The organism is Bacillus sp. 196mf (genome assembly GCF_003217275.1).
Classification (GTDB): domain Bacteria; phylum Bacillota; class Bacilli; order Bacillales; family Bacillaceae_G; genus Bacillus_A; species Bacillus_A thuringiensis_S.
Genome location: NZ_QJTG01000002.1, coordinates 117,568 through 140,683, shown reverse-complemented (window position 1 = coordinate 140,683; position 23,116 = coordinate 117,568). Strand labels below are relative to the sequence as shown.

Here is a 23,116-nt window from a genome sequence, read left to right as displayed (position 1 = left end):
ATGACCTTACTACTCCTATTCAACACATTGTAATATTTAGAATATATTTTCTTTTGAAATTAATATGAATTATATCTGTTATATTTGTAACTGTCAAGGGATATATTATTTTTTTGTCGAAAAAGATTTCTCAAGACGTTAATATTGGTCTAATAGCTCTAACATGCCATTCACCAAAAAGTCATTTGGATCATGTGTAAATACTATAGATTGTTCAATCGCCTTCACATCTACTTCATATTTCTTTAGTTCTCGTTGTATTAATACTTTCGCCATATCGGACAATAGCGCTTGTAGTCCATCACGTACTTGTCCTTCCGTTAAAACGTACTTTACGATGACTTCAAAAAATAATACACCCCTTTAGTTTTCCCTCTACTATCGTCGTACACTGTACATAGCCATTACAATCTATAAAACAACAATAAAAATTTAACACTTAATGCACTAATAAAATTATAATGCTCTTTTAAATTTCTACGCTAAAACGCAAAAAAGCACTTGTTGCCTTTAATTAACAATCAAGTGCTTTAAGTTCATATGTTTTTAAGTAGCGTAAATTTGTAAGTTTTGTAGTAACAGTATGACGCCTTTTGTACATCATGACAAATACTATATTAAAACTTACGAGTTTGTACGAGCTTGTTAGTTTAATATACATTCCATGTGTTTATATTTATCACCCGGTAACTTGCCACTTTTCCAACAGGAACAAAGTTTAGGAGTGTCCAACCTGCGGCGATGAGTCTTTCTTTTGTTGATAATTCTTTTCCTGTAATAGGGTCTTTACCGGTAACTGCACGAATTGCATCATTTACTCCGATGAATTCAGCTGCTCCTTCTAATCTATTTTCTTATACTATTTGCTGAAACAACATATGTACTTATTATTTATTATACTATCCTCTCTTCTATCTTAAAATGCAAAAAGCACTTGTTGCCTCTCATAGACAATCAAGTGCTTTAAGTTCATATGTTTTTAAGTAGCATAAATTTATAAGTTTTGTAGTAACAGTATGCCAGCTTTTATACATCATGACAAATACTATGTTAAAACTTACGAGTTTGTACAAGTTCGTTAGTTTCATATACAGTCTATGTGGTTTATATTTATCCCCCGGTAAAATATCATCTCGCCTAAACTCGTACTTCTTTTTCTACTCTATCATTGCACATAGTACTCCATGATGGTACAACTTTCATGAGTTATTAATTCAATTTAGATATATCTATTACTGTAAATTTTTTAGAGGTTATTATTTTTCACTTCCTCAAACCACTCATCAGCAAAATCATCAGCCGTTTTTATATCCTCATTTGTATGTATTAAATCATACTTATATTCAGCTTTAAACTTACCACTCTTAGCATCGTATATTAATTTCATCTCAGTTGGCATATCTTTTTCGTATTCTTTGCATAATGTTTCAATTTCTTCGATATCTTCCCCTATAATTTGTAGCACCTAAAACATTCGTTCTGGAGATACATTATATTTTTCTTCTCCATTTTCCAATGCATCATTAACCTTATGACACTCTACATACTTTTTGTTAATTAAATAAAAGAAACTACTAGATATCATATCAGCTTGCAATTCACTAAATCTATCTTCAAATTCTTTCATACTATTTTCTCACTCCTTAGATTAATTTTTAAGAACTTTAAGACCAGGATTACCATCAATAAGGTAATTAACTATAAATTTTTCTGGAAGTATATCATTCAGTACTAAGTAGCCTCTGAATATACGCATTTTAACATTGGCTTTTCCCTCTTTTTATTTTTTAGCATGATGCAAAAAAGCTTACTCCTCCTCAAATTTCGAGTTAGAATAAGCCTTCTACGTATGTCGATCAAGTCTGTTCAGCAAGTTTACACAGAATTCAAAATAAACCTCTATATCATTTGCAATACTTGTTCCTTAACACCTTCGTCAAACTTAGCACCTTCCACATTTGCTCCCTTCCAAACTACATTGTCAAGTTTGGCACCGGTAAAATCCGCATCCATAAAATTCCCATTTAAAAGGGTCGCTCCTGTTAAATCTGCATTTGTTAAATCCGCATTTCTAGCATCTACTTCTGATAAATTAGCATTTTCCAAATACGCTTTTTCGAAGTTACCATCAGTAAGATTGGCACTACTAAAATCCGTCCCAGTGCACTCTGCTTGTTTAGCATTGATTCCAGATAAATTTGCATGGCGAAAAGTAGCATGATTTAAAATTGTTCCAACTAATTCTCCATATGAAAAATCAACTTCGTCAAAACATGTTTCAAAACAACTACTTATATTCAATTTTGCATATTTCATATTCGATGTAGAGAAATCCGCTTCACCAAACCTACAATCTGCAATGTGTATTTCCTCTAAATTACAACTTCTGAAATCAGCAAACTCAAAATCACAATCAAAAAACGATGCTCTCATTAATGAAGAAGCTCTTAACAGAACTCGTTTTGCCATGATACGCTCTGCCATTACCTCTGACAAATCTGAAAAAGTAAGGTTTAAATCACTCATATCTAACTGATCTATAACCTCATCATTGTATTGAGATCTATTTAATATTTCCATGACTCTTATTCTATCATTACCATTCTCATTCATTATTATGATCTCCTTTCATTTAGCTTTTCAGATAGTCCTTCCAAGCAACATTTGGAGAATAAGTTACCCCCATCTGATCTTCATCAAAACTTGGTATAGCCATTACTTGTGCTTGTTCCAAATACTTCATTACTTGTAGCCAATTATCAAGTAATGTATCACTATCACTCTCTAATGGATTATTTAAAATATCAATACAAAGGCCACCCCAATCTAGCTCAGATACCACAGCTGGACTATTTTGTAATAATTCCTTATCAAACATTTCTAAAATATGACCGCTAAAGTATGTTCTAGCCCCTATCCCTAAGGGACCGTTAGGAAGAAACCTAACTGGTATTGGTTGGGAAGATATTTCCATCCACATTTGTAATCGCTCACGTTGGGTATTCCACGGATATGATAAAGGCCAAAAAATTTGAGTTACTCCATAACTTGGTTTCGCAATTTCTGCAATTTGGTCAGATAACTCAAAAAAAGCAGGCCATAATTTTTTAGGTATCGATTTATGAAACTCAAACTTCAAAAATGAGCGATGACTCCAGTTAACTTCAAAACTCCCACTATAGTTCACCGATTTATCACGATAAAGGTAAACTTCTGATACTTTATGCTCTGAAACTACTTTTTCCAGGATTTCCTGACGATTATATTCTACTCGTACCATTTCACTGTTACCCCAATGAGTAGGAGCAAATTTTTCATTTGACTCAAACACATCCAAAAGACGACCTAATACTTCTTCTTCGTTAAAAGATACTGTAGGATACATTGTAATTGAGAAAAAATCAGGTTTCATGTATATCCCCCTTAATACTAAAAAATATAGTCACATAATAATTTTTATTCATAGTTTTTTCCATCGGCCTCCACCAGGTAAACGTGAATTGCCCTCCCATTTATGAGTCACTTTTCCACTACTTGGGTCAGTATAGTAAATCTCACTCTTTTCTCCTAAAGGCCCACTTGGTCTTGGCTTAGGAGGAATCCCATTTAAATCGGGTTTGTCACTTGATATTGTCACAACATGACTCCCATTTTTATCTTCGAGCATTTCTCTTTCAGCTCGCATTTGGCTGTCGTTATGAATAGTTTGCTCTTTTTCACCCATTTTGTGTTTGTGATCATGAACTAAATCAATTTCCCCCTTATCATTACGCCCAATGCTATCTGGACGCGTAAGATGCCCTTCACTAGATGTATATGTAACAACCTCACCAGCATTATTGTCCTCTAATTGGCGATCAAGATGTTCTCCCAAAGCTTTTCTCCCTTTTATTTCTTCTTCTCTTCCACGCTCTTGGCTCTTTCTTAAATTTTCAGTCCTAGCATCCCAATCTTTACGCTCTAAAGGTTTTTTCGTTTCTTCACAATGACGATCATATCTAATATCATCTGCTGCTTTATAATCTCCTCGCGCTTTAGCTTCATCTATTTTCTTTCGATAGTATTCTTCTCGTTCTGAAGTTAGTTTAATTTTGTTTGGGTTTGTATTACTACCTTTACCCGTACCCTTAACAACCTTACTCTCCATATACTGATAAGCCTCTTTCAGAGAATACTGTCCTCCTCCTGAGACATTTCCTACTCCAGCCATGGCGAAGCCTTTTCCCTCGCCTGGGATCCATTTGTATTCCAGTAATGTTTTTACTGCGTGCTGGATTTTTTCATTCCCCTGCAAGAAGGTTGTTTTTACGGTTGTGGCGCCTTTGTTCCATAGATTTCCGATTTTGTCGGCAAATCCTTTTGCTGTGGAGGCTACAAAGTTTACACCCTCTTTTACTTTGTGGCTGGCTGTTTTTATGCCATCGACAGCTGCTTTTCCAGCTTTTCCAGCTACCATTGTTACGCCTTCGCCTAGTTTTTTTCCTGCTTTTACAATCGTCTTCCCAAAGCTAGAAGCGACATACTTTATTCCTTTTCCAGCAAGACTTGCCACTTTTCCAACAGGAACAAAGTTTAGGAGCGTCCATCCTGCGGCGATGAGTCTTTCTTTTGATGATAATTCTTTTCCTGTAATAGGGTCTTTACCGGTAACTGCACGAATTGCATCATTTACTCCAATGAATTCAGCTGCTCCTTCTACGCCCTTTTCCCACCATGATTTTTCATGTTTCTTTTCTGTTTTATGGGTTTCTTTCAATTTTTCATTTTGTTTCTTTTGATATTCTTCATCTGCTTGACGAAACTTTTGAGCAATACGCCGTAATTCTTTTTCTGTAACTTGTAAGTTACGTATGTAAGATTCCATGAGTCTCATTGATCTCATATATTCCCCATAAAAATGCTGACTCGTTGCTCCTTGCCATTGCATTTGAATACTAAACATAGATTGATTGAGATTTTGTTGTATGGTCTGGCTGTGTGTTTGCATCTCTGATATGTTTTTGGCAATTTGTTCGAGTTGTTCAGGTTTGACTTTAATCTCCAAACCTTCTCCCACCTTCCTCTATTTTATACCAAAAAGAAATAGAACTGCATCATTTTTTACTTATTCTCTTTAGAGAAAACATCAAAAATACTGTTATCACAAATCGCTTCAATTTCTTCCTTTACAAATAATTTTTGAAATTTTGTTCCTGGGTTTAATATTACATTTGCCTCTAAATCTATTGTTTTTAATAATTCAACTGCATTCATAGAGACATACGGACATTCTTCTGGAATAACCATTTCTAGATGCTTTAAATCCGAATACAGTGGTAACATTAATCCTTCTTCCATTTCAAAATAATGAATTTGTAATTGTGTATTATTAGTAGAAATCAAATTTCCTTCTTCATCTACACTTGTATCCCCTTCGACAGAAGCAACAACGAATAAATTTGATTTCTGTAATATCTCATAAAAATAGCCTCTTTTCTCTTCGTTTTGTAACGCTTCCACTAACGCCTCATCTAATGGACTAATTTCTAGTAAACTCATTAACTTTCACTCCTATTTGGAATAATTTCGCCATCTTACTTGGAATAAGATGGCGAATTCATTATCTATTTATTTTTTTGTGTCCATTTCTTTTATTTTGTCTAAGTTCTCCATTGCTTTTTGGCGCACTTCTCCAACAATCGTTGTTGCATATTGTGGTCGAGTTAAAAACTCAAAACATTTATATGCATTATTGTTTTCATTTTTGTCTAAATACCCTTTACCTGTTTGTAACATTTTTTCAGAGACAACTTTCATAAATTCTTTTGCAGGTGCCTGCTGATATCCTAAGTTCATGGCTTGATGAGTTAGCTCAACTACTGACGCTAAATCTTCAATAGTGTTTATACGAGTAGCCTTTTTATTAGCAGCATCAAATGTACTTAAATATTCAATGGCAACTTTTGCTTTATCTTTCACTCCAGTCATTTCAATCCCCGGTGTTTTATAAAGAATTTGATAGATTTCTAAAGCTGATAGGTAATTACTCTTTTCAATTTTTTCCCCTTCTTTTAATACGCGATTTGCGACATCCGAAAATCCTTTTTTATCATTAACCCCACGATAGGAAGCTTGTCCATAATAGTGTAAAGCTTCGTAAAGCTTTCCGTTCTGATTCGCTTTTGTATTTGCTACTTCTATTAGTTGGATTCCCTCCCTCTTTTTCGACGCATTGTCAATAACACTCATACCAACGATTTTTTCAATTGTTTTATCGATATCTTTCAACTGTGCCAATAATGTATACGATGGAAGTACAGTTTTCTCAGCCTTTTCTTGCCAATCTGGTGTTCCATTGATTTGCTCCCATTCGACTTCTGTTTTTTCCCATAGTTTATTTGCATAATTCACCATTTCTTCTCTTGAACGCTCTAATGGATGCTTTGTACGAATTGCATTAGCAATATTCAATACAGCTGTATAATATTCTCCTTTATTTGCAGCCTCATTTGCTTTTCTTTCAAACATAAGTGGCATTAACATTTTATTTGCTTCATCTCGAACAGATTGTTCTACCCTTGCCGTACTTGCTAATAGGTTTGCTTTCTTTAAAGCATCTTCCACTGAAAATTTTGGGTCTTTCATCTGTCCCCTAAGTCCATCTACAGCTATACTAAATTGCTGATTTAATTTTTCTTTTTGTTGATCTTTTGCGACATCAATCCATTGATTTGCTAATAGTAAAGCATTTTCATAGTTTAGACTTTCAGGGGTTAAATATGTTTCAATTTTCTCAATCGCTTGATTGATCGGATTTGGTTTTTCCGGTTTTTCTGGTTTTTCTGGTTTTTCTGGTTTTTCTGGTTTCATTTGACCATCTGTATCATTGCTATTTGTTTCTTTATGATTTACTTCTTTCGTATTTTCTTTGTTGTTTTTATTAGCTTCAATTAATTGATCTTTTTGCTCTTTCTCACTAGCTATTTCTGACGCCCCAGTTTTATTCGTATTATCTTCTTTAACAACCACTTGTCCTCCATTACTGCTAGTTACAGTTTCTTTTTCTGGACTTACGTTTTCTTTTGTATCATTTTTAGATGTCACTACTGGTGCTTCGATGTTAATATTTTTTAATTCTTCTTGTAATAGTTTATAGAAAATCTTTTCTACACGTTGATTTGCAGCCTCTACTAATTTAGGATCCACGCTTTCAAGCACCGAAGTAACTAAGTAATATTTACTTAAAGATTGTTCTAGAGAAGCTATATCTGTTTGGTTATTTAACCAAACATTCTCCTCTTGTACAGCCTTATCGTATACTAACTTTGCAACTGATTGAATATACTCTTTCTTATTTTCTTTTAAATACTCTTGTAATTCTTGTTGGGTTGTAACTTTTTCCTTAAGTGTATTCATTTGGTTACGTAAATAAAATAATTCACTTTGATTCGAATAATTCTCCTTATTAGCTAAAATTTCTCCCAAATTGTCCAATGTTAATCTATGATCAGCAACTGTCTGTGCATTTGAAGATGCATTCAATTGAGATATCAGTGTTAACTCTTTATTTTCCTCCGAATATTTAGCCCTACTATTTAACGTGTCAGAATTTTGCCCTTTTCCATAATACTCATTAAAGAATACAGATGAATACCTCTCTCCATTCCCAGCATACCACTCAACTAAAATATCTCCCGTTATTGGTGATACTGTAATTTGATCGTGTGGCACTGGTGGTTTTGGTTTTTCTGGCTCTTTATCACCATCTGGTTTTGGTTTTTCTGGCTCTTTATCACCATCCGGTTTTGGTTTTTCCGGCTCTTTATCACCATCCGGTTTTGGTTTTTCTGGCTCTTTATCACCATCCGGTTTTGGTTTTTCTGGTTCCTTATCACCATCCGGTTTTGGTTTTTCTGGTTCTTTATTACCATCTGGTTTTGGTTTTTCCGGCTCTTTATCACCATCTGGTTTTGGTTTTTCCGGCTCTTTATCACCATCCGGTTTTGGTTTTTCCGGCTCTTTATCACCATCCGGTTTTGGTTTTTCTAGTTCCTTATCACCACCTGGTGTTTTCCCCGTATCCACCAAACTATCCGGTAAATTTTTACTCGGCTCCACCACAGGCCCCCCCATATTAGTTGGCAGTTCCGGCTTTTGTGGCGCTGGTGCATCTGATAATTTGATTTGTGGATCTTTCTTTTCTACCGACACATCATCTGGCTTATACGTCACTGGTGTAATCGGTGATTTATTATTTCCGATTAAATCTGCTAAATTAATGTTTGGTTTTTCTCCAGGTTTGTCATCTTTTTTTGCAGGATCAGCAACTAAATTTGGGAACATAGACTGTAAATTACTTCCTGTAATACGGTCATCTTTTTTCTCTTCTGTATTACTTGCTAGTTTTACCGTTTCTCTTCCTGCTGTACTAAAGCCTTTGTCATAAACAAGATATCCTGACGTTCCAAATAAAGCCACCGACATTACTGATATAGCAACTTTTTTTCCTAGATTGTTGTTGTTTTCTTCCATGTTTCTTCCCCTTTTCACATCTTTATTGAATCCAGCCGTTTGTTTTCATCTCTGTTAGTTTTTCTTGTGCTGCTCTTACTTCAGTTTCATTTTCATTTGCTTGTACCGTTTTTCTTAAGAAACGACTCGCTTCTTCATATTTTTTTTGTTTAATTTTAAACATCCCGAATGCAAAATTCACATGCGGATCTTCATCATTTTGTGAATATGCTTCCGTGAAAAATTTCTCGGCTTCATTTCCTTGTCCCACTTTGTCGTATAAAATCCCTATATTCACAAGCGTATTTGTGTCACGAGTCCCGTTGTTAACAACTCTATTGTAAGCCTCTAACGCTTGTTGATACGATGCATTACTTTTTCCGCCATCTCGTGTTTCATAAAATTGACCAGCTTCATAATATACAATTCCCAATTGATTTAGTAACTCTATATTTTTCATATCTTTTTGGATTGCAGCTTGTAATACTTGCGATGCTTGTTGATAATTCACTTCTTTTTTTGCACTATCAATTAAATTTGTTTTATTCCAAAGTACATATAAATTCGAAAGTTCAATTGCATATATAGCATTCTTTGAATCTTGCATAATGGCTTCTTTAAAGAAAGATTCTGCTTTATCTAATTGCACAGTTGCAGTTGCTAGTTGTCCTTTTAAATACGAAACAATTGCCTTATCTTCATTTGTTTTCGTACTCATTTTGACAATAACATCTTCTGCTTTTTCAAATTCTTTCATTTTCATATGACTTACAGCTAAATCTCGCATCGCATCTTTTTTATATGGTTCAATTCCTTTTGCATTATTCGCTAATGCTTGTTCGAAATTCGGAACTGCTTCTTGATATTTTCCTATACGGAAATTCGCTGAAGCTAATAGATATGCCGCTTCATTATTTTCTTTATCTATTTCTCTATCTTTTATTAATTTTGTAAGGTAGTCGATTGCAATTTTATTTTTCCCTTCAGCAATGTAAATCGTTGCTAGCTGAAGATGAGCTTCATCTTTTCCTTTCACTGCGATCGCATGACCAACAGCTTCTTCTGCTTTTATATATTTTTTATCATGATAGGCTTGGCGTGCTTGTCCCATAAATTTTTGGTATTTAGCATTTGTTGTATAAAAGTAAAATAGTGTTGAACCACCTATAACAACTACTACAATTGAGCCAATAATCAAAACCCGTTTTTTATTCTTGTTCCACCAAATTGAGAAGGCGGACGGTTCTTTTTGTTCATGCGTTAATGTAAGAGGTTGATTCGATGCTTTTGCATTTAAAATTTCATCATCTATATCATATTCAACTTGTTTTTTTGTTTGTTTACGGCTCTGTAAAATGCTATTTGGAACTGTGATTGTAGCTGCTATTTCTGGTATTGTTGGCTCTTTTTCTTCTTTTATCTCTTTAATAATGCTTTCAATTTCCTTTTTTAACGCATGATCAATGTTTGGAAATTGTACGATTCGTGAATAGACGAAACAAGCATATTCTTTATTATTTTCTCGCTCCAATTCAGTAGCTAGTTCCACATAACTTTGCAGCACCTTTTTTTGATTTATTTCAGATTCTTGATTCTCTAGTAGTTGAATAATATATGCGAGTTCTTGTTTTAGAGCTGTTGATGGATTGAGTGAATTAAAAATTGTTTTATATTCATATAATGCCGCTTGTTTAAATCCTCTCTCTTCTAATAATCTTGCAATTTCCAAACATTTCGATACAAAAAGAGAGTGTTCTTCTTCTGACTGCCTTTTCGCATCAATTTTTACTATTTCTCTTGCACTATGAAATACATCGTACCATTGTGCAAAGCTTGGACATTCTGCGAAAGTGTTACTATTCCATGCTTGATTAAATAACTGTGCGATTTCCCCATTCCATTGATTATGCAATTCTTGCTGAAGTAACGTATATCTTTCACATTCCGTCTGCATTTCTTCCGTTTTAAAGTAACTGGCATCCGTCCATTTGTTATTTCGAATTTCCTCACTACACCAACTTAATACTTCACCTAATAAAATGGCGCCAGCAAAACGGTCGGCTTCTTTTTGCCATATCCCATTTTCCAAATACACTGGTGCATAACCCGCTGAACCTGCTGGCAATAATGAAGGTCTTTTACTTTTTGGTCCATACATTTGCTCAACATCAACAAGTTCAATATAATGTTGGCCTTCAATTGGATTTTCACTTAAAAAAGGTATGAGTACATTACTGGATGATAGATCATTATGAGCAACCTCATTTTCCTCCATCATTTTAAGTGTTGTAAGAAATGCTTCTGCAATAAAGAAACATTGTTCTTTTGATAACACTCGTTGTTCTTGTAAAATATCAGCCCAAGTTGGCCCTTTAATCCAAGGCATTACAATACTATTAGCAAGATCTTCTGATTTTTCGATAGCAGATGTATGTTCTTCTGTAGTAACGATATAGCGTGAGCATACTTTAAGACCAGCTAAGGAGGAAAGTGGCTTTAAAAATGCTAGTTGATGTTTTTCATCACGATAGCGCTCTTTAAAAACTTTTAACGCAATTCGTTCCACACCATTTTCATGTTGTAATTGATAAACTGTTCCTTGTCTTCCCTCTTGCCCATATGGCATTTCAATCCCAATAACTGCTGGATGTTTCTCAAAACGATAAACATCTTTATTAAAAATAATTTTTTCTCCTACTTCTGGTCGGAATCCCATTTTATCCCCTTACTCTCATATGACAATTTTTAAAGAAAAGACCAGGAACAATAGCTCCTGGTCTTTTGCAATTGTTCTATTATTAATATGCGTTATCTGTGTTACGGAATTTATCAGAAATACGTTTTAATTCTGATGAAATACCTTCTAAAATTGGAATGTATTGTTGCATCGCTTGTTTAGATTGAGCAAATTCGCCTCGGAACTTCGCTTGTGTTGCCCCAGCCCATTGTCCTTCTAAACTATTAATGTCGCCTTCAAGTCTATTAATTTGGTTTTGAGCTTCCCCAGCTGCGTTTGTAAAGTTACTAGCAATTCGCTCAAGTTCTTCTGGTGTAATTTTAATTTCTGCCATTGTATATATTTCCCCTTTCAATTCTTAAATGATACAACAATTAGATTATAAACTATATTCAAACAATTTTAAAAGGGGTAAATTACAAAAAAATTCTATTTTCTTGTAATTTAAACCTTTTTTAATATTATTTAACCTTTAATTCTGACCATTTCACAATAATTTTATTTGTCATTTTGTAAAGTAAATGTGGTGGTGTATATGCACATTTTATTTTCATTGGCTTTCTACGTATACAATATCCATCCCCACTTGATAATTCTCGATCCATCTCAGTATGTGGAAGCTTTATATTAAAGAAATAGACATCACTATTTTGAGTCGTACCTAATAAATAACCAAAACTTCTCTTTCTAATTTCTGTAAACCATTTTTCATGAGAATAGCTATTTACACTAGACGTTGTAGCGGCCACAACAAAATGAATCCCTTTATTTTTACAATTTTGAACTATTTGTTCCATTTTATTTTTCGAATCAAAGTCGTTAGATAATATCGCTAACATTTGATCAATATCATCAATTGCAATAATTATTTTCTTATATGGCATTTCCACTTCTTCTTTTGAATCTAAAGATGGCATAACTACTTTTCTATTATTTATTACTTCTAGCAGATCATCTAACATTTCTTTTAATTGTATACCATCTGTAAACCTCTTCTCTACATGAGGCAAATCTCCCAGAGCTAAAATACCTGTAGGTCTTTCACCAAAATCTACTAAGTATAATTCGACTTCATCCGGAGAATATTGATAAGCAGTAGAGAACAGAAGTGTTTGTAATAATGATGTTTTCCCACCTTCTATTCTTCCACCGATAAATATATGATTCATTTCGTCCAATGAAAAACTTTGTAAACGAATATCGTCTGTTTCAACTCCTGCAGAAATTTGAGCTGGTTTTAATTGCTCAACTAAATCTTCTACAAATATTTCTTTAGGAACCATTGGAATCTCTCTTGCTTTTTCACCATTCCATTCACTGCTCATTGTTTGAATAATCGTTTTTAACTGCTGTGAATATTCTAATTCACTTTCACCAATAAACGGCAATGCTGCTTGGAACAATTCAGGCGGTTGTCCTTTCATTAACCCACGACCAGCAGGAACTTCGATTAATGGGAAATTAGGTCTACCAACTAAACTATGATATTCAGTTCTATCTTGCAATTCAAATGTAATTGCCATCGGTATATTATTACGAACACGATCAAACATATCAATAGTTTGATTAAGCGAGAAATAGAAGTACACGCCGTATGTGCTTGATTCTCGTAATAACATTTCTAATATTTCATTCTCTTTTTCGAATTCATTTTTAAATCTTATATAACCATCTACCATTACAACAATAGCAGGAACTTTCTTTCCGACCATTCGATTATACATAGAAAATGACTTTGCACCGATGTTAGAAAAACTCTCTTTTCTTTCTGTAATTTCTTTCTTCAAAAAACCAAATAAACGTTTCATTTTTTCATATTCGTCCTCTTGTACAATCCCGCCTACATGAGGTAAATCTCTAAAATCTAAAAACATACGTCCAAAATCAATAATATAAAAATTCACTTCAGCTGGTGTATGAGATACTGCTAGAGACATAATGATCGTTTGTAACATCGTTGTTTTTCCTGTTCCTGGCATACCATATATATTTAAATGGCCTTCTTGTAAATCGAGCTTTAAAGGATACTGCGCTTGATTTCCGACATCATCAATTAATCCAACCGTAATTTGTAAATTTTCTTTCTCCTTATTCCATACATCAGCAGTCCAATTTTCCATTTCATAAAACTCTTTTAATAATAATTTTTCTGGTAAAGGTGCCAACCACGGTCCTGGCAATGCTTTAATATTTTCTTTCTCCGATACGTTCTGTATATAGTGAATAAACGCTTGTAATTGCTTTGGACTATTTGTCATTGGTTTTGGGCGCTTTTTCACTTTTATTCTTTCACCCGAAAGCTTAACTTCTGTAAAATCAACAACAGCAAGAACTTTCTCTTCATCTGGATTATAAGGTGCTCCACTCCATGCAGATTGGAACAATTCCAATATTTCATTACTTCCAACCTGTAAATAACCTCTTCCCGGTACATTAATTTTAGAGGCATCTGGAATTTTTAACATTTCACGACTATCGGCGTCATCTTGTACACGTAAACAAATTCGAAAACGTGAGTTACTCCAAATCTTATCATTTACAACCCCTGAAGGTTTTTGTGTAGCTAATAATAAGTGAACTCCTAATGTCCTTCCTATTGCAGCAACACTAATTAGTTCGTCCATAAATTCTGGTTGTTCCTTTTTCATTTGAGCAAACTCATCAATGACAATAAATAAATGTGGCAAAGGTTCTTTTTCACGCCAGCTTGTTTCATAATATTCATCTAAATGTTGAACATTTCCAGCCTGAATAAACAATTTTTGTCTTCTCTCTAATTCCGCCTTTAATGATATTCTTGCACGCTCAATTAAGTTCGGATCTTCTAAGTTTGTAATAGATGCGATAATATGTGGTAATCCTGCAAACGTGTTTGACATTCCGCCACCCTTATAATCGATAAGCATAAATGCCATCTCATGAGGATGATAGGTAGCCGCTAACGCTGCTATAATAGACTGGATCACTTCACTTTTCCCTGAACCTGTTGTACCAGCCATTAAACCATGCGGACCATGTCCTTTCTTCTCAATTTTATCGTGAATATTTAGAAACACAGGTTTACTTCCTTCTCTTACACCTATTGGAACCGGCAATGAAGTCGGATATCGATTTTTATTCCATCTCTCTAGCACCTGTAACTCTTCCATTTTTTTCACTTGGAACAAATCTAAAAAAGTTAATACTTTCGGTATGTTAGCCGCTGTAGAACTTTTCATTCGAATAGGAGCAATACTTCGCGCACCTGATTCGCATCGTTCAAATGAAAGTCGGTCTACTTTAAAACTAGCACGCGTTGTCCCGCTATTTTCAGCTGAGCTTGAAAATGTTTCTACTAACTCACCATTTTCTCCGTTTAAGCTAATAACAAGATCACATTCCATCGGCAATCGTTCTCTCTGTTCTGCAAATATAAATGTAGATGCTCCGACACTTTCCCCTTCTCTAAGTAACATTGGAAGTATAGGATCATCTTCTAAAAATTCTCTCGCGGATAAGAAAAAAACATACATTGGGATTAAAGGTATTTTCGCATCTACCTGTGCAGAGGAATTATAAATTCTACGCATATTAAGTGGTGTGAACAACGCTTCAGCTAATTTCTGCGCTTCTTGTTGATTCTCAGATAAAAAACGCATGCTTCTCTGCTCATCCCACACATGAGGAATCCACCTCATCCAATCCCATTCTTTCTTCTCCTTCTCATGATAGAAGGCTGCTATTTTCACTTCATTTGGAGCGTGATGTGTCATAATTTGCGTCGTTACAATTCGAGTGAAGTTCAATCGATCTTCTTTATTGCCAACCACACCAATTACATCATTTTTTTTCAATGATATTGAAATATGCCCATTAGGGATTGTATTAAAATCTCTTTTCACATTTTGTGCTTCTGTGATTAATGGATTTTCCTCATAACCTTGCTGTTCAGGCACTTTCAATTCAACATAAAATGGTCTCTCACCTGTTCCAATACGGATATCTAAAAAGTCTGGGCTTTCAGGTGTTCGCTCCCATAAATTACTTTCTCGATTTTCAATTCTTTGTACACTCTTTAGTGGACTTGGATTTTGTGTTATTAAATATTTCGCTTGTTCAACCTTTAACGTATCTAACTCCACTCGATGCTTTTGAATTTGCTCCAAATATCTTTGTTGTAACTGCTCCACCATTTGCCTATGTTCTTTCTTTTTACGGAAATGCCCCATCGTTGTAATTGCATACGATCCTAACATTGGGATACTCGAAACCATCATAAGTGGCATATAACTTGCATTCATCTTCATAAATTTCATCATCACAAAATACAATATCAATGTTAAAATTGTCATCATCGCTGGTAATAACATTGTTTCAATAGAAAATTTAGGTTCTTCTGGTATATTTGGCGGATCATGAATAATAACATCCCCTGTTGGTATATCTACTTTCACACGCGGAGAGCGTTGAAAATACGGTGATTTTTGCACAAAACATTTCTCCTTCCCCATTCAAAACTATTACTCAATGATTTTCCATACATAATCTTCTTCACTAGAAGATATACCTTGTTTAACAGGTTCATTATTAACTTCTTCTGCCGGTAACATTTCAAAAGAAGGGATAATCGCCCCTTTTTTATTTAGCATTACATATTGTCCATCCCAAACATCATTATCTCTCAAAGTCTCGTCATTTCGAATAGAATGCCACTCTTCTTTATCCTTTGTCACTCTAATTTCGTAAATTTCACTTAATGTTTCATCTATTTTTTCATGATGTAAAATCGCTTCAATAATTTGCACCACTTTTACGTCATTTGGAATTGCAATATCAATTTCTTCATTTGACTGTTTTATGTATGTCACAATAATCTCTTCCACATTTATTCACCTTTTTCTCCATCATGTTTGTTACCAAGAAACATCTAAAAATGAAATATCATCGCTTGTCGGAGAGTTCTGTGCCCTCTCAATTTCTTTTAACACTTCCTCAAAATTATACTGCATAAGCGGCACAAGTCCGTCTGAGTGAATAACTATCCGATTAGCTTCTTGCCTAGATAATGCCTTTGAAAAAACCGCCAATTCCCCACCAATAATGCCTCGCTGTGTAGACCATCTTTTCTCTATATTTCTATTAAACTTCATTATATTCGAACAATTCTCCTTATCTTGAAACAATTGTACAAATGAATCACCATGTGTAACTATCGTTATTTGTACTTTATCTTGATTTGGAATGAGTTCTATTTTCCCGCCAATAAACATCGTTTCACTACCTTTTGTTCGCTTTTCTTCCAAAACATCAAGTAGTAACCACGGTGTTTCTTCTGGCAAGCGAAATGCACTCACTTCCTCTGAAGCTTCTTCTATCCAATTATTTAACTGTTCATTTAATAATGTAGCAATATCCAGTCCACTTTCTTGACATGTATCAAACAAGTTTACTAACTTCATACCAAGAAATTTCGCAGCGATTTCACCATGAAAAGACATTCCTACACCATCACATAATGCAAAGGTAATACTAGTCCCATTATCTTGAAATATAAGAAAATCTTGTCCACTCTCATTTAAGTCTTGCGTTTCTTTAGCTCTTACGTAACTATATCGATATGTAAAATTTTCACCTTTCTTCTCTTGTAATACTGTTTCTTTTTCTTGCGACAGGATATACTTCACTATTTTTCTCCCTCCTATCGAACCGGCGTTGCAGCAGACATTTGAAATCCAAGTGATACTAAATCTGCATTTGTACCTGGAAACATCATCACTGCACCATCCCCAATATGAAAACCATACTCAGTCATCATCTCACGATAACTTTGAGGGATAGGAGAGGAAAGTCGTTGCAACTTTGCACCATATTCATCCGTAATTTCTGTATGTGGCATAATCCCTTCCCACTTCTTTATACTAGTAATTTGTTCTTGCATAATTTCATCCGAAATAAAGATATTTTCAATTAGTACATTTCCATCAGGTACAGACATATTCATAATTCTTCGCACAATTAATTCTGGATCTTCGCCAGTTGAAGCACCATCTGTCATATGACAAACAACAGGAGCTGGCCCATCTTGTAAATTCGGTAATTCCTTTTGCAATAACTTCTCCACTACAGAGAAAGCCTTTGCTGTATCAGTTAAGCGATGCGTTTGAATTTTTTCTAGTGGACGTAGTCTTGCTACTTCATCTATTGTTTTCACCCCACCCAAAAGATCAAAAACTTGATCGCTATAAGCTAAAATAGATAACTTATATCTTGGAAGCAATCGACTACCTTTTGTCGAACGAAATACCATTTGGCGAATCGCTAAAGAAAGAGCATCTGTTACAATGTCAATTCTCCTTTTTTCTTCTCCCTCTACATCCATCATTTGATTCATTGATGCGCTTACATCAAGAAGATAGATTATATAAGCTGGTGTTTGTTGTGTTGCTTGAGTTTGATATAACATGTTTCATACCCTTCCATACATTATTATATGAACTTTTTTTATATTCACATTTCATTATAACTTATGAATTTTCTTTTTCTCAATTTATTATAAAATGTTCTCGATATAATTTACATATTTTCACACAAAAAGACATTTTTCTTCTCTTTAACTTATGTTTAAATATACAAAACCCTTCTATATTCATAGAAGGGTTTTGATATTATGGTATAAGACGAGTACAATCTCTCGGAAAAGCACTCGCCTCTCGTACATTTGTTAATTCTAATAGTTTATATACAATCCTTTCTAACCCAATTCCGAAACCTCCATGCGGGGGACAACCGTATCGGAATGTATTTAAATAAGATTGAAATTTCTCTGGGTGCAATCCTTTTTCTTTAAACGAAGCGAGTAACATTTCATAATTATGAATTCGCTGTGCCCCTGACGTTATTTCTAACCCTTTATATAATAAGTCGAATGAATCAGTAATAGCTGGATTCTCTTTATTTTGCATCGTATACATCGGTCTCGCTTCTTTCGGATAATGTGTAATGAAAACAAATTCACTATTATATGTTTCCTTTACATATTTCCCTAGTAACTTTTCACCTTCTGTATCTAAATCCCCTACAGGAGATTCTTTACGATACTTACTTTTCAAAATTTCTTGTGCTTCTAACAATGTAATTTTAGGTATTTCAGTAATAACAGGTACTTCTATTTGTAATAGTTGTAGTTCTATTTCACATTTTTTCGCTACTTGTTGAAATATATATCGTAAAACATCCGTTTCTAGTTGCATCACTTCATAAAAATCATGAATAAATCCAAGTTCTACGTCTAACGAGATATATTCATTCAAATGACGGGAAGAGTTATGATGTTCCGCTCTATATACAGGTGCAATTTCAAAAACTCGTTCTAGTCCACCCGCTACCATCATTTGTTTGTAGAACTGTGGTGATTGTGCTAAATAAGCTTCTTTTTGGAAGTATGGAAGCTTAAAAACATTTGCTCCTCCTTCTGCCCCTTGTGAAACAATTTTCGGAGTAAATATACGTGTGAAATCGTTCTCTATTAGAAATTCACTAAAGCTCTGAACGAGTGTAGATTTCACTTTAAAAATCGCTGCAGTTCGCTCATGCCTTAATGATATTACCCGCTCATTAAGTAGTTGATCTAAGCCAACTTGTAACTTCTTTTTATTTATTTCAAATGGAAGTGGCTCTGCACCGTTTATTACTTTCACTTCATGAGCAAGTACTTCAACACCCAATTCCGTTTTCGACGTCTCGACTATCTCACCGATTACATGGACAACACTTTCTACATCAACTTTATATCCGGCCAATTCATTTTCTAATACACATTGAATTACTCCTGTTCTGTCCCGTAATAATAAAAAACTAACATTTCCAAGGTGCCGAATTTTTTTTACCCATCCTTGAAGTAATACAACCTTTCCACTTTGCTTTGTACATTCTTTTGTGAGTGAACGCTTCATTATTGAATCCATTATTTTTCCCTCCAGTAATTTTATATTTATTTACGTTATTGTTGTCATCGTCATCATCCACGGTCACTCACCCCCTTTCAAAGAATACAAAAATCCGCCCCTATAAATAGGGACGGATTTTTTTCCGCGGTACCACCCAAATTGTCATACTGACCATCTTAGTCCTGATAACGGTAGGTACCGTTTGCTTTTACTAACAATCACGTTCAAAGCAACGCTCACAGGTGTCTTTCCATCATGCGGTATCGCAACCTTCCCAGCAACCGGCTGCTCTCTGTAGACCTTTGCATCATGTACTTTTCCTAATCATCACTTTTTATATTTACAGAGTATTCTAACTCTTCTTTTTATAGAATGCAAGCCTTTTTAAAATATATTCTGATTTTTCACATCCACTTTTGTACAATCTCCTCTAAAGCCATGCCACGTGAACCTTTCAGTAAAACAACATCTTTTTTCGTTATAACTTTCAATACTTCCTCTGCTATTTTGGCTTTATTATCAAATGACTTTATTTTTCCTGTATGATAGTTCTTTCTTGCTTCTTCCGCTACAATTTCGGCTAACTCTCCATACGTAAATACATATTGAATGCTCTCCTCATTTAACATTTTACCAATTTCTCTATGATATGTTTCAGCTTTCTTGCCTAACTCCAACATATCCCCAATCACTATAATTTTTTTCTTATAGGCATTTAATTTCTGCAACGTTTCAATTGCAACCTTCATGGAGGAAGGACTGGCATTCCATGCATCGTTAATAATTGTAAAACCTGTTTTAGCGGTTAAAAACTGAAAGCGCATTTGTGTAATGTTTATTTGCTGCAATGCTTCTTGTATTTTTTCTATAGGGACTTTGTAAAATTGACCTACAGCAATTCCGACAATCGTATTAAAAATATTATGTTTTCCATGTAAGGGAACATCGTACTGTATTTTTGAATGATTTAATTTAAAATGAACACCATATTCATCTAATTGTACGTTCGTTGGAAACAAATCATTTGTATACTTTCCACCAAACGACTTACTTTCTATACCTAGCATATTAATATTTTGAGAAAGTAATGGCTCATCACCATTATATAAGAACAGTCCACCGTCATTTAATCCGTCTACAATTTCAAATTTAGCCTTCGCAATCTCTTCTCTTGATCCAAGCGTTTCTAAGTGTGACTGTCCAATCATTGTAATGATCGCTACATCTGGCTGTGCTATTTGTGCTAAGTTTCGAATTTGTCCCGTTTCGCTCATTCCCATTTCAAGTATTAAAAACTCTGTATCCTGTTTCATTTCTAAAATCGTTAGTGGTAAACCAATTTGACTATTTAAATTTCCCTTCGTTTTATGCACACGATAAGTTGTACTTAATATCGTGCTTATTATATCTTTTACCATTGTCTTTCCATTACTACCAGTAATTCCGATAACTTTCACATTACTTGTCTTTCGGTAATATCGCGCTATTTTTTGCAGTGCAAGTAATGTGTCATCTACAAAAATAATCGGTATTCCTTTTGGAGGATCACCGTAAGACTTTTTCCATAAAGAAGCAGCCGCACCTTTTTCCATCGCTTCTTTTACATAATCGTGTCCATCTTTCACCCTAATAATCGGAACAAACAAATTCCCTTTCGTAATTTTTTTAGAGTCAATACAGACGCCTTGCATCTCTATATAATGAAATGATTCTTGTAATCCTTCACCATTTACTATCTCTTCCAATTTATTTAATTGTATTTGAATCAAATCGTCACCTTTTTTCCATTTTATTACATAAAAGTTGTATTTTCCACGCATATTAATAAAAAATTTTATAGCGAGGTGTGTATATGCAAAAAGCAATTAGTTTCTTTCTCCTATTGTTTTTCCTAATTATAGTAAACGAAACATACGCCTATTCACCAAAATCTTTACCAATCTCTCAAAACTCTGATCAATGGCGAGTGAATATTGATAAACCGAAAAAAACAAACAAGAATATGCTTCAAGCTAAAAAAGATGAATTTCAAACATATCATTTTTCAGTAAAGAATGTCGGGAATAGTGAGGTATATAACGTAAACGTCGAAGTATTCCGCAACGAACCAAATAAGAAAACGAAATATGAACTCTTTTCCCTAAAGGAAAGTCGTTTAGCAAGTGGAAAAACTGGATTTGAACACGCTAATTTACCTGTTGCTACAAAAGCGGATGAGGTTGATGTTATTATTACATGGCAAGAACACCCATTCCGATCGATGCGAAATGGTCAAAAAGTTGAATCTAGAAAATTTAAAGAGCATTTTGTTTTTAAAGAAGCTAAAAAGTAAATGGGATCCGGATATATTCACACTAACATTGATATAGCTTTATTTACTAGTACCAGTTCGTAAGCAAATTAAAAAGTCGTGGCTTAATGCCACGACTTTTTATATTAATTCGTATTAATGCCTCTCGCTGCCCAAATGCGATCGATATCAGCAGCATGTTGTCCGCCATATAAAAGAGCATCCGCTTGCTTAATCGCTTTCGCTCCATCACTGAATTTAGAGTTTGGTGTTAATGACCAGTGTGATTGTAAAATGATTTTCGTTGCTACATCACGGCCAAAAGCTTGTGCCATTTCGTATTGACCTTGAGCCCAAATTTCACCATCATCATGCACTTCATTCGTTATATCTTTCGGATATACTTTATTCGTATCTAATCGGCGTAAGCATGTTGGATCTGAACTAGAATAAGCTGTCGCATCCCATTCTCCAACACATGCTTTACCATATCCTGTAGTCGATACTGCATCTTCATATGTAGCACCTAAGAAGTCGCCAAATCCTTCTCCCATCGCTCCACCTTCTGCTGAACTACCAAAGCCAGGAACTTGGTTATCTTGAATCGAATGCCCATATTCATGTGCGATAATACCAGCATCTTCTGCATCATCAACACCGCCAGTACCGAAAGTTAAAGCTTTTGTTGATGGAGAATAGAATGAGTTATCATCAGTTGTACCATTAACATTCACTTTTATCGAACGGTTATTAATATTTTTAAAACCTAGACTTTGAATGTAACGTTGCAATGTGTCGATATGATAGTACGACATAACATCTTCAAAGCTATCATTTGCGCGTGTATAGTTAAATTGTAAATTCGTAGATTTTGTTTTCGCTTTTGAAGAAATCGTTACATATTCTCCAATTAAAAATCCTGTTCCATCTAAACCTTTTAACGTAACAGTTTTCAGTTGGTTCGTTAGAGCTGTTGAATCTGCATCGTTATTATCTTTTAAGCCTACTTTACTACCGCTAGATACGACTGGGTTAGGTAAAAATACTTTTCCTGACCCTTCAGCTTTTCGGTTTATATCAACCTTTTTAATTAACTTTCCATTTTCTGCATCAATAAATGTTTCCCATGCACCAAATGGATTATTAGAATGGACTACAACTTTATATACTGGACGAGCAATTCCTTCTTCAACAATATATCCGAACTCTTTATCTGTAGGAGCCCATAAATTTTGCTCACTTGCTTCTCCAACATACGCCATTGATTTTTGTATTGCATCTTTTTCACTAATTTTTGTCGTTACTTCCTTCACACCTGTAACAGGCTGATAATCAGAGACAGCGAGTACTCCCTTTCCCTCTCCGTTAAGAGTAACTGTAATTTGTTTTGAGAATACAGGCGCACCGTTAACAACTTGTTGGAACCTAACATATGAAGCTACTGACGTTTCTGTTGTAGAAATATATTGCAAGTCTGAAAGGTCTGTTTTCAATCCATACTGCGCAGCATTTTCTTTTAAATATTCAATTGCTTTTTTCTGTGGCGAATAAGCTTCTAACTTTACTTGCTGTTGTTTTTCCAATGCCGAAACCGTAGAAATCGTCCCCATTACTAACGGTACAGTCATTGCCATTGCCACCATTTTTTTATTAAACATAGAACCACTCCCCCTA

At 34.5% G+C, this 23,116-nt stretch carries 15 protein-coding genes, 3 pseudogenes and 2 other annotated features (1 of these 20 cut by a window edge); of the genes and pseudogenes, 1 reads left to right on the top strand and 17 read right to left on the bottom strand.

Annotated elements, in window-relative coordinates:
- Positions 1 to 32, bottom strand: a binding site (T-box leader); it reaches 217 nt to the left of the window's first position.
- Positions 33 to 141: 109 nt separating this feature from the next.
- From ATL10_RS04955 to ATL10_RS04875, 16 genes and pseudogenes are all read right to left on the bottom strand, one after another.
- Positions 142 to 306: pseudogene (locus tag ATL10_RS04955) on the bottom strand (recombinase family protein); the annotation flags it as partial.
- Positions 307 to 689: 383 nt separating this feature from the next.
- Positions 690 to 854: pseudogene (locus tag ATL10_RS31745) on the bottom strand (pre-toxin TG domain-containing protein); the annotation flags it as partial.
- 392 nt (positions 855 to 1,246) lie between these two features.
- Positions 1,247 to 1,627, bottom strand: a pseudogene (locus ATL10_RS04945) (DUF600 domain-containing protein).
- Positions 1,628 to 1,899: 272 nt separating this feature from the next.
- Entirely contained in the window at positions 1,900 to 2,613 is a 714-nt protein-coding gene (locus ATL10_RS04940; protein ID WP_110496533.1) for a pentapeptide repeat-containing protein, read from the bottom strand.
- Between the two features lie 19 nt (positions 2,614 to 2,632).
- Positions 2,633 to 3,412: a hypothetical protein gene (locus ATL10_RS04935; protein WP_090976435.1), complete on the bottom strand. Its 780-nt coding sequence runs from the start codon at positions 3,410 to 3,412 to the stop codon at positions 2,633 to 2,635.
- A gap of 48 nt (positions 3,413 to 3,460) precedes the next feature.
- On the bottom strand, positions 3,461 to 5,044 hold the full coding sequence (locus ATL10_RS31740; RefSeq protein WP_141549175.1) for a WXG100 family type VII secretion target: 1,584 nt from the start codon (positions 5,042 to 5,044) through the stop codon (positions 3,461 to 3,463).
- Between the two features lie 56 nt (positions 5,045 to 5,100).
- Complete coding sequence (locus ATL10_RS04925; RefSeq protein ID WP_053564628.1) at positions 5,101 to 5,538, bottom strand: SseB family protein; 438 nt, start codon at positions 5,536 to 5,538, stop codon at positions 5,101 to 5,103.
- Positions 5,539 to 5,607: 69 nt separating this feature from the next.
- A complete protein-coding gene (locus ATL10_RS04920; protein WP_110496531.1) occupies positions 5,608 to 8,511 on the bottom strand; it encodes a hypothetical protein in 2,904 nt (967 codons plus the stop codon).
- Positions 8,512 to 8,533: 22 nt separating this feature from the next.
- Positions 8,534 to 11,206: a tetratricopeptide repeat protein gene (locus ATL10_RS04915; RefSeq protein ID WP_097911840.1), complete on the bottom strand. Its 2,673-nt coding sequence runs from the start codon at positions 11,204 to 11,206 to the stop codon at positions 8,534 to 8,536.
- Positions 11,207 to 11,288: 82 nt separating this feature from the next.
- Positions 11,289 to 11,561 carry a WXG100 family type VII secretion target gene (locus ATL10_RS04910; RefSeq protein ID WP_053564631.1) on the bottom strand — a complete coding sequence of 91 codons (273 nt, stop codon included), beginning with the start codon at positions 11,559 to 11,561 and terminating at the stop codon, positions 11,289 to 11,291.
- Positions 11,562 to 11,688: 127 nt separating this feature from the next.
- Positions 11,689 to 15,696 carry a type VII secretion protein EssC gene (gene essC / locus ATL10_RS04905; protein WP_142327658.1) on the bottom strand — a complete coding sequence of 1,336 codons (4,008 nt, stop codon included), beginning with the start codon at positions 15,694 to 15,696 and terminating at the stop codon, positions 11,689 to 11,691.
- A gap of 30 nt (positions 15,697 to 15,726) precedes the next feature.
- A complete protein-coding gene (locus ATL10_RS04900) occupies positions 15,727 to 16,089 on the bottom strand; it encodes an EsaB/YukD family protein (RefSeq protein ID WP_098508789.1) in 363 nt (120 codons plus the stop codon).
- A gap of 30 nt (positions 16,090 to 16,119) precedes the next feature.
- Positions 16,120 to 16,893 (bottom strand): hypothetical protein, encoded by a 774-nt coding sequence (locus ATL10_RS04895; protein ID WP_098835433.1) that lies wholly within the window; start codon positions 16,891 to 16,893, stop codon positions 16,120 to 16,122.
- Between the two features lie 11 nt (positions 16,894 to 16,904).
- Positions 16,905 to 17,669 carry a vWA domain-containing protein gene (locus tag ATL10_RS04890; RefSeq protein WP_000966848.1) on the bottom strand — a complete coding sequence of 255 codons (765 nt, stop codon included), beginning with the start codon at positions 17,667 to 17,669 and terminating at the stop codon, positions 16,905 to 16,907.
- Positions 17,670 to 17,871: 202 nt separating this feature from the next.
- Entirely contained in the window at positions 17,872 to 19,170 is a 1,299-nt protein-coding gene (gene aspS / locus ATL10_RS04885) for an aspartate--tRNA(Asn) ligase (RefSeq protein WP_000377342.1), read from the bottom strand.
- Between the two features lie 105 nt (positions 19,171 to 19,275).
- Positions 19,276 to 19,489, bottom strand: a binding site (T-box leader).
- Between the two features lie 67 nt (positions 19,490 to 19,556).
- Positions 19,557 to 20,921 carry a UDP-N-acetylmuramoyl-tripeptide--D-alanyl-D-alanine ligase gene (locus ATL10_RS04875; RefSeq protein ID WP_098629189.1) on the bottom strand — a complete coding sequence of 455 codons (1,365 nt, stop codon included), beginning with the start codon at positions 20,919 to 20,921 and terminating at the stop codon, positions 19,557 to 19,559.
- Positions 20,922 to 21,004: 83 nt separating this feature from the next.
- On the opposite strand from ATL10_RS04875, the gene ATL10_RS04870 reads away from it, so the two are divergent.
- Positions 21,005 to 21,484: a hypothetical protein gene (locus tag ATL10_RS04870; RefSeq protein ID WP_110496529.1), complete on the top strand. Its 480-nt coding sequence runs from the start codon at positions 21,005 to 21,007 to the stop codon at positions 21,482 to 21,484.
- Between the two features lie 104 nt (positions 21,485 to 21,588).
- Here the strand turns inward: ATL10_RS04870 and ATL10_RS04865 are convergent, their stop codons facing one another.
- Positions 21,589 to 23,100, bottom strand: coding sequence for a M36 family metallopeptidase (locus tag ATL10_RS04865; RefSeq protein ID WP_100910323.1), 1,512 nt, complete (start codon positions 23,098 to 23,100; stop codon positions 21,589 to 21,591).
- Positions 23,101 to 23,116: the final 16 nt, after the last annotated feature.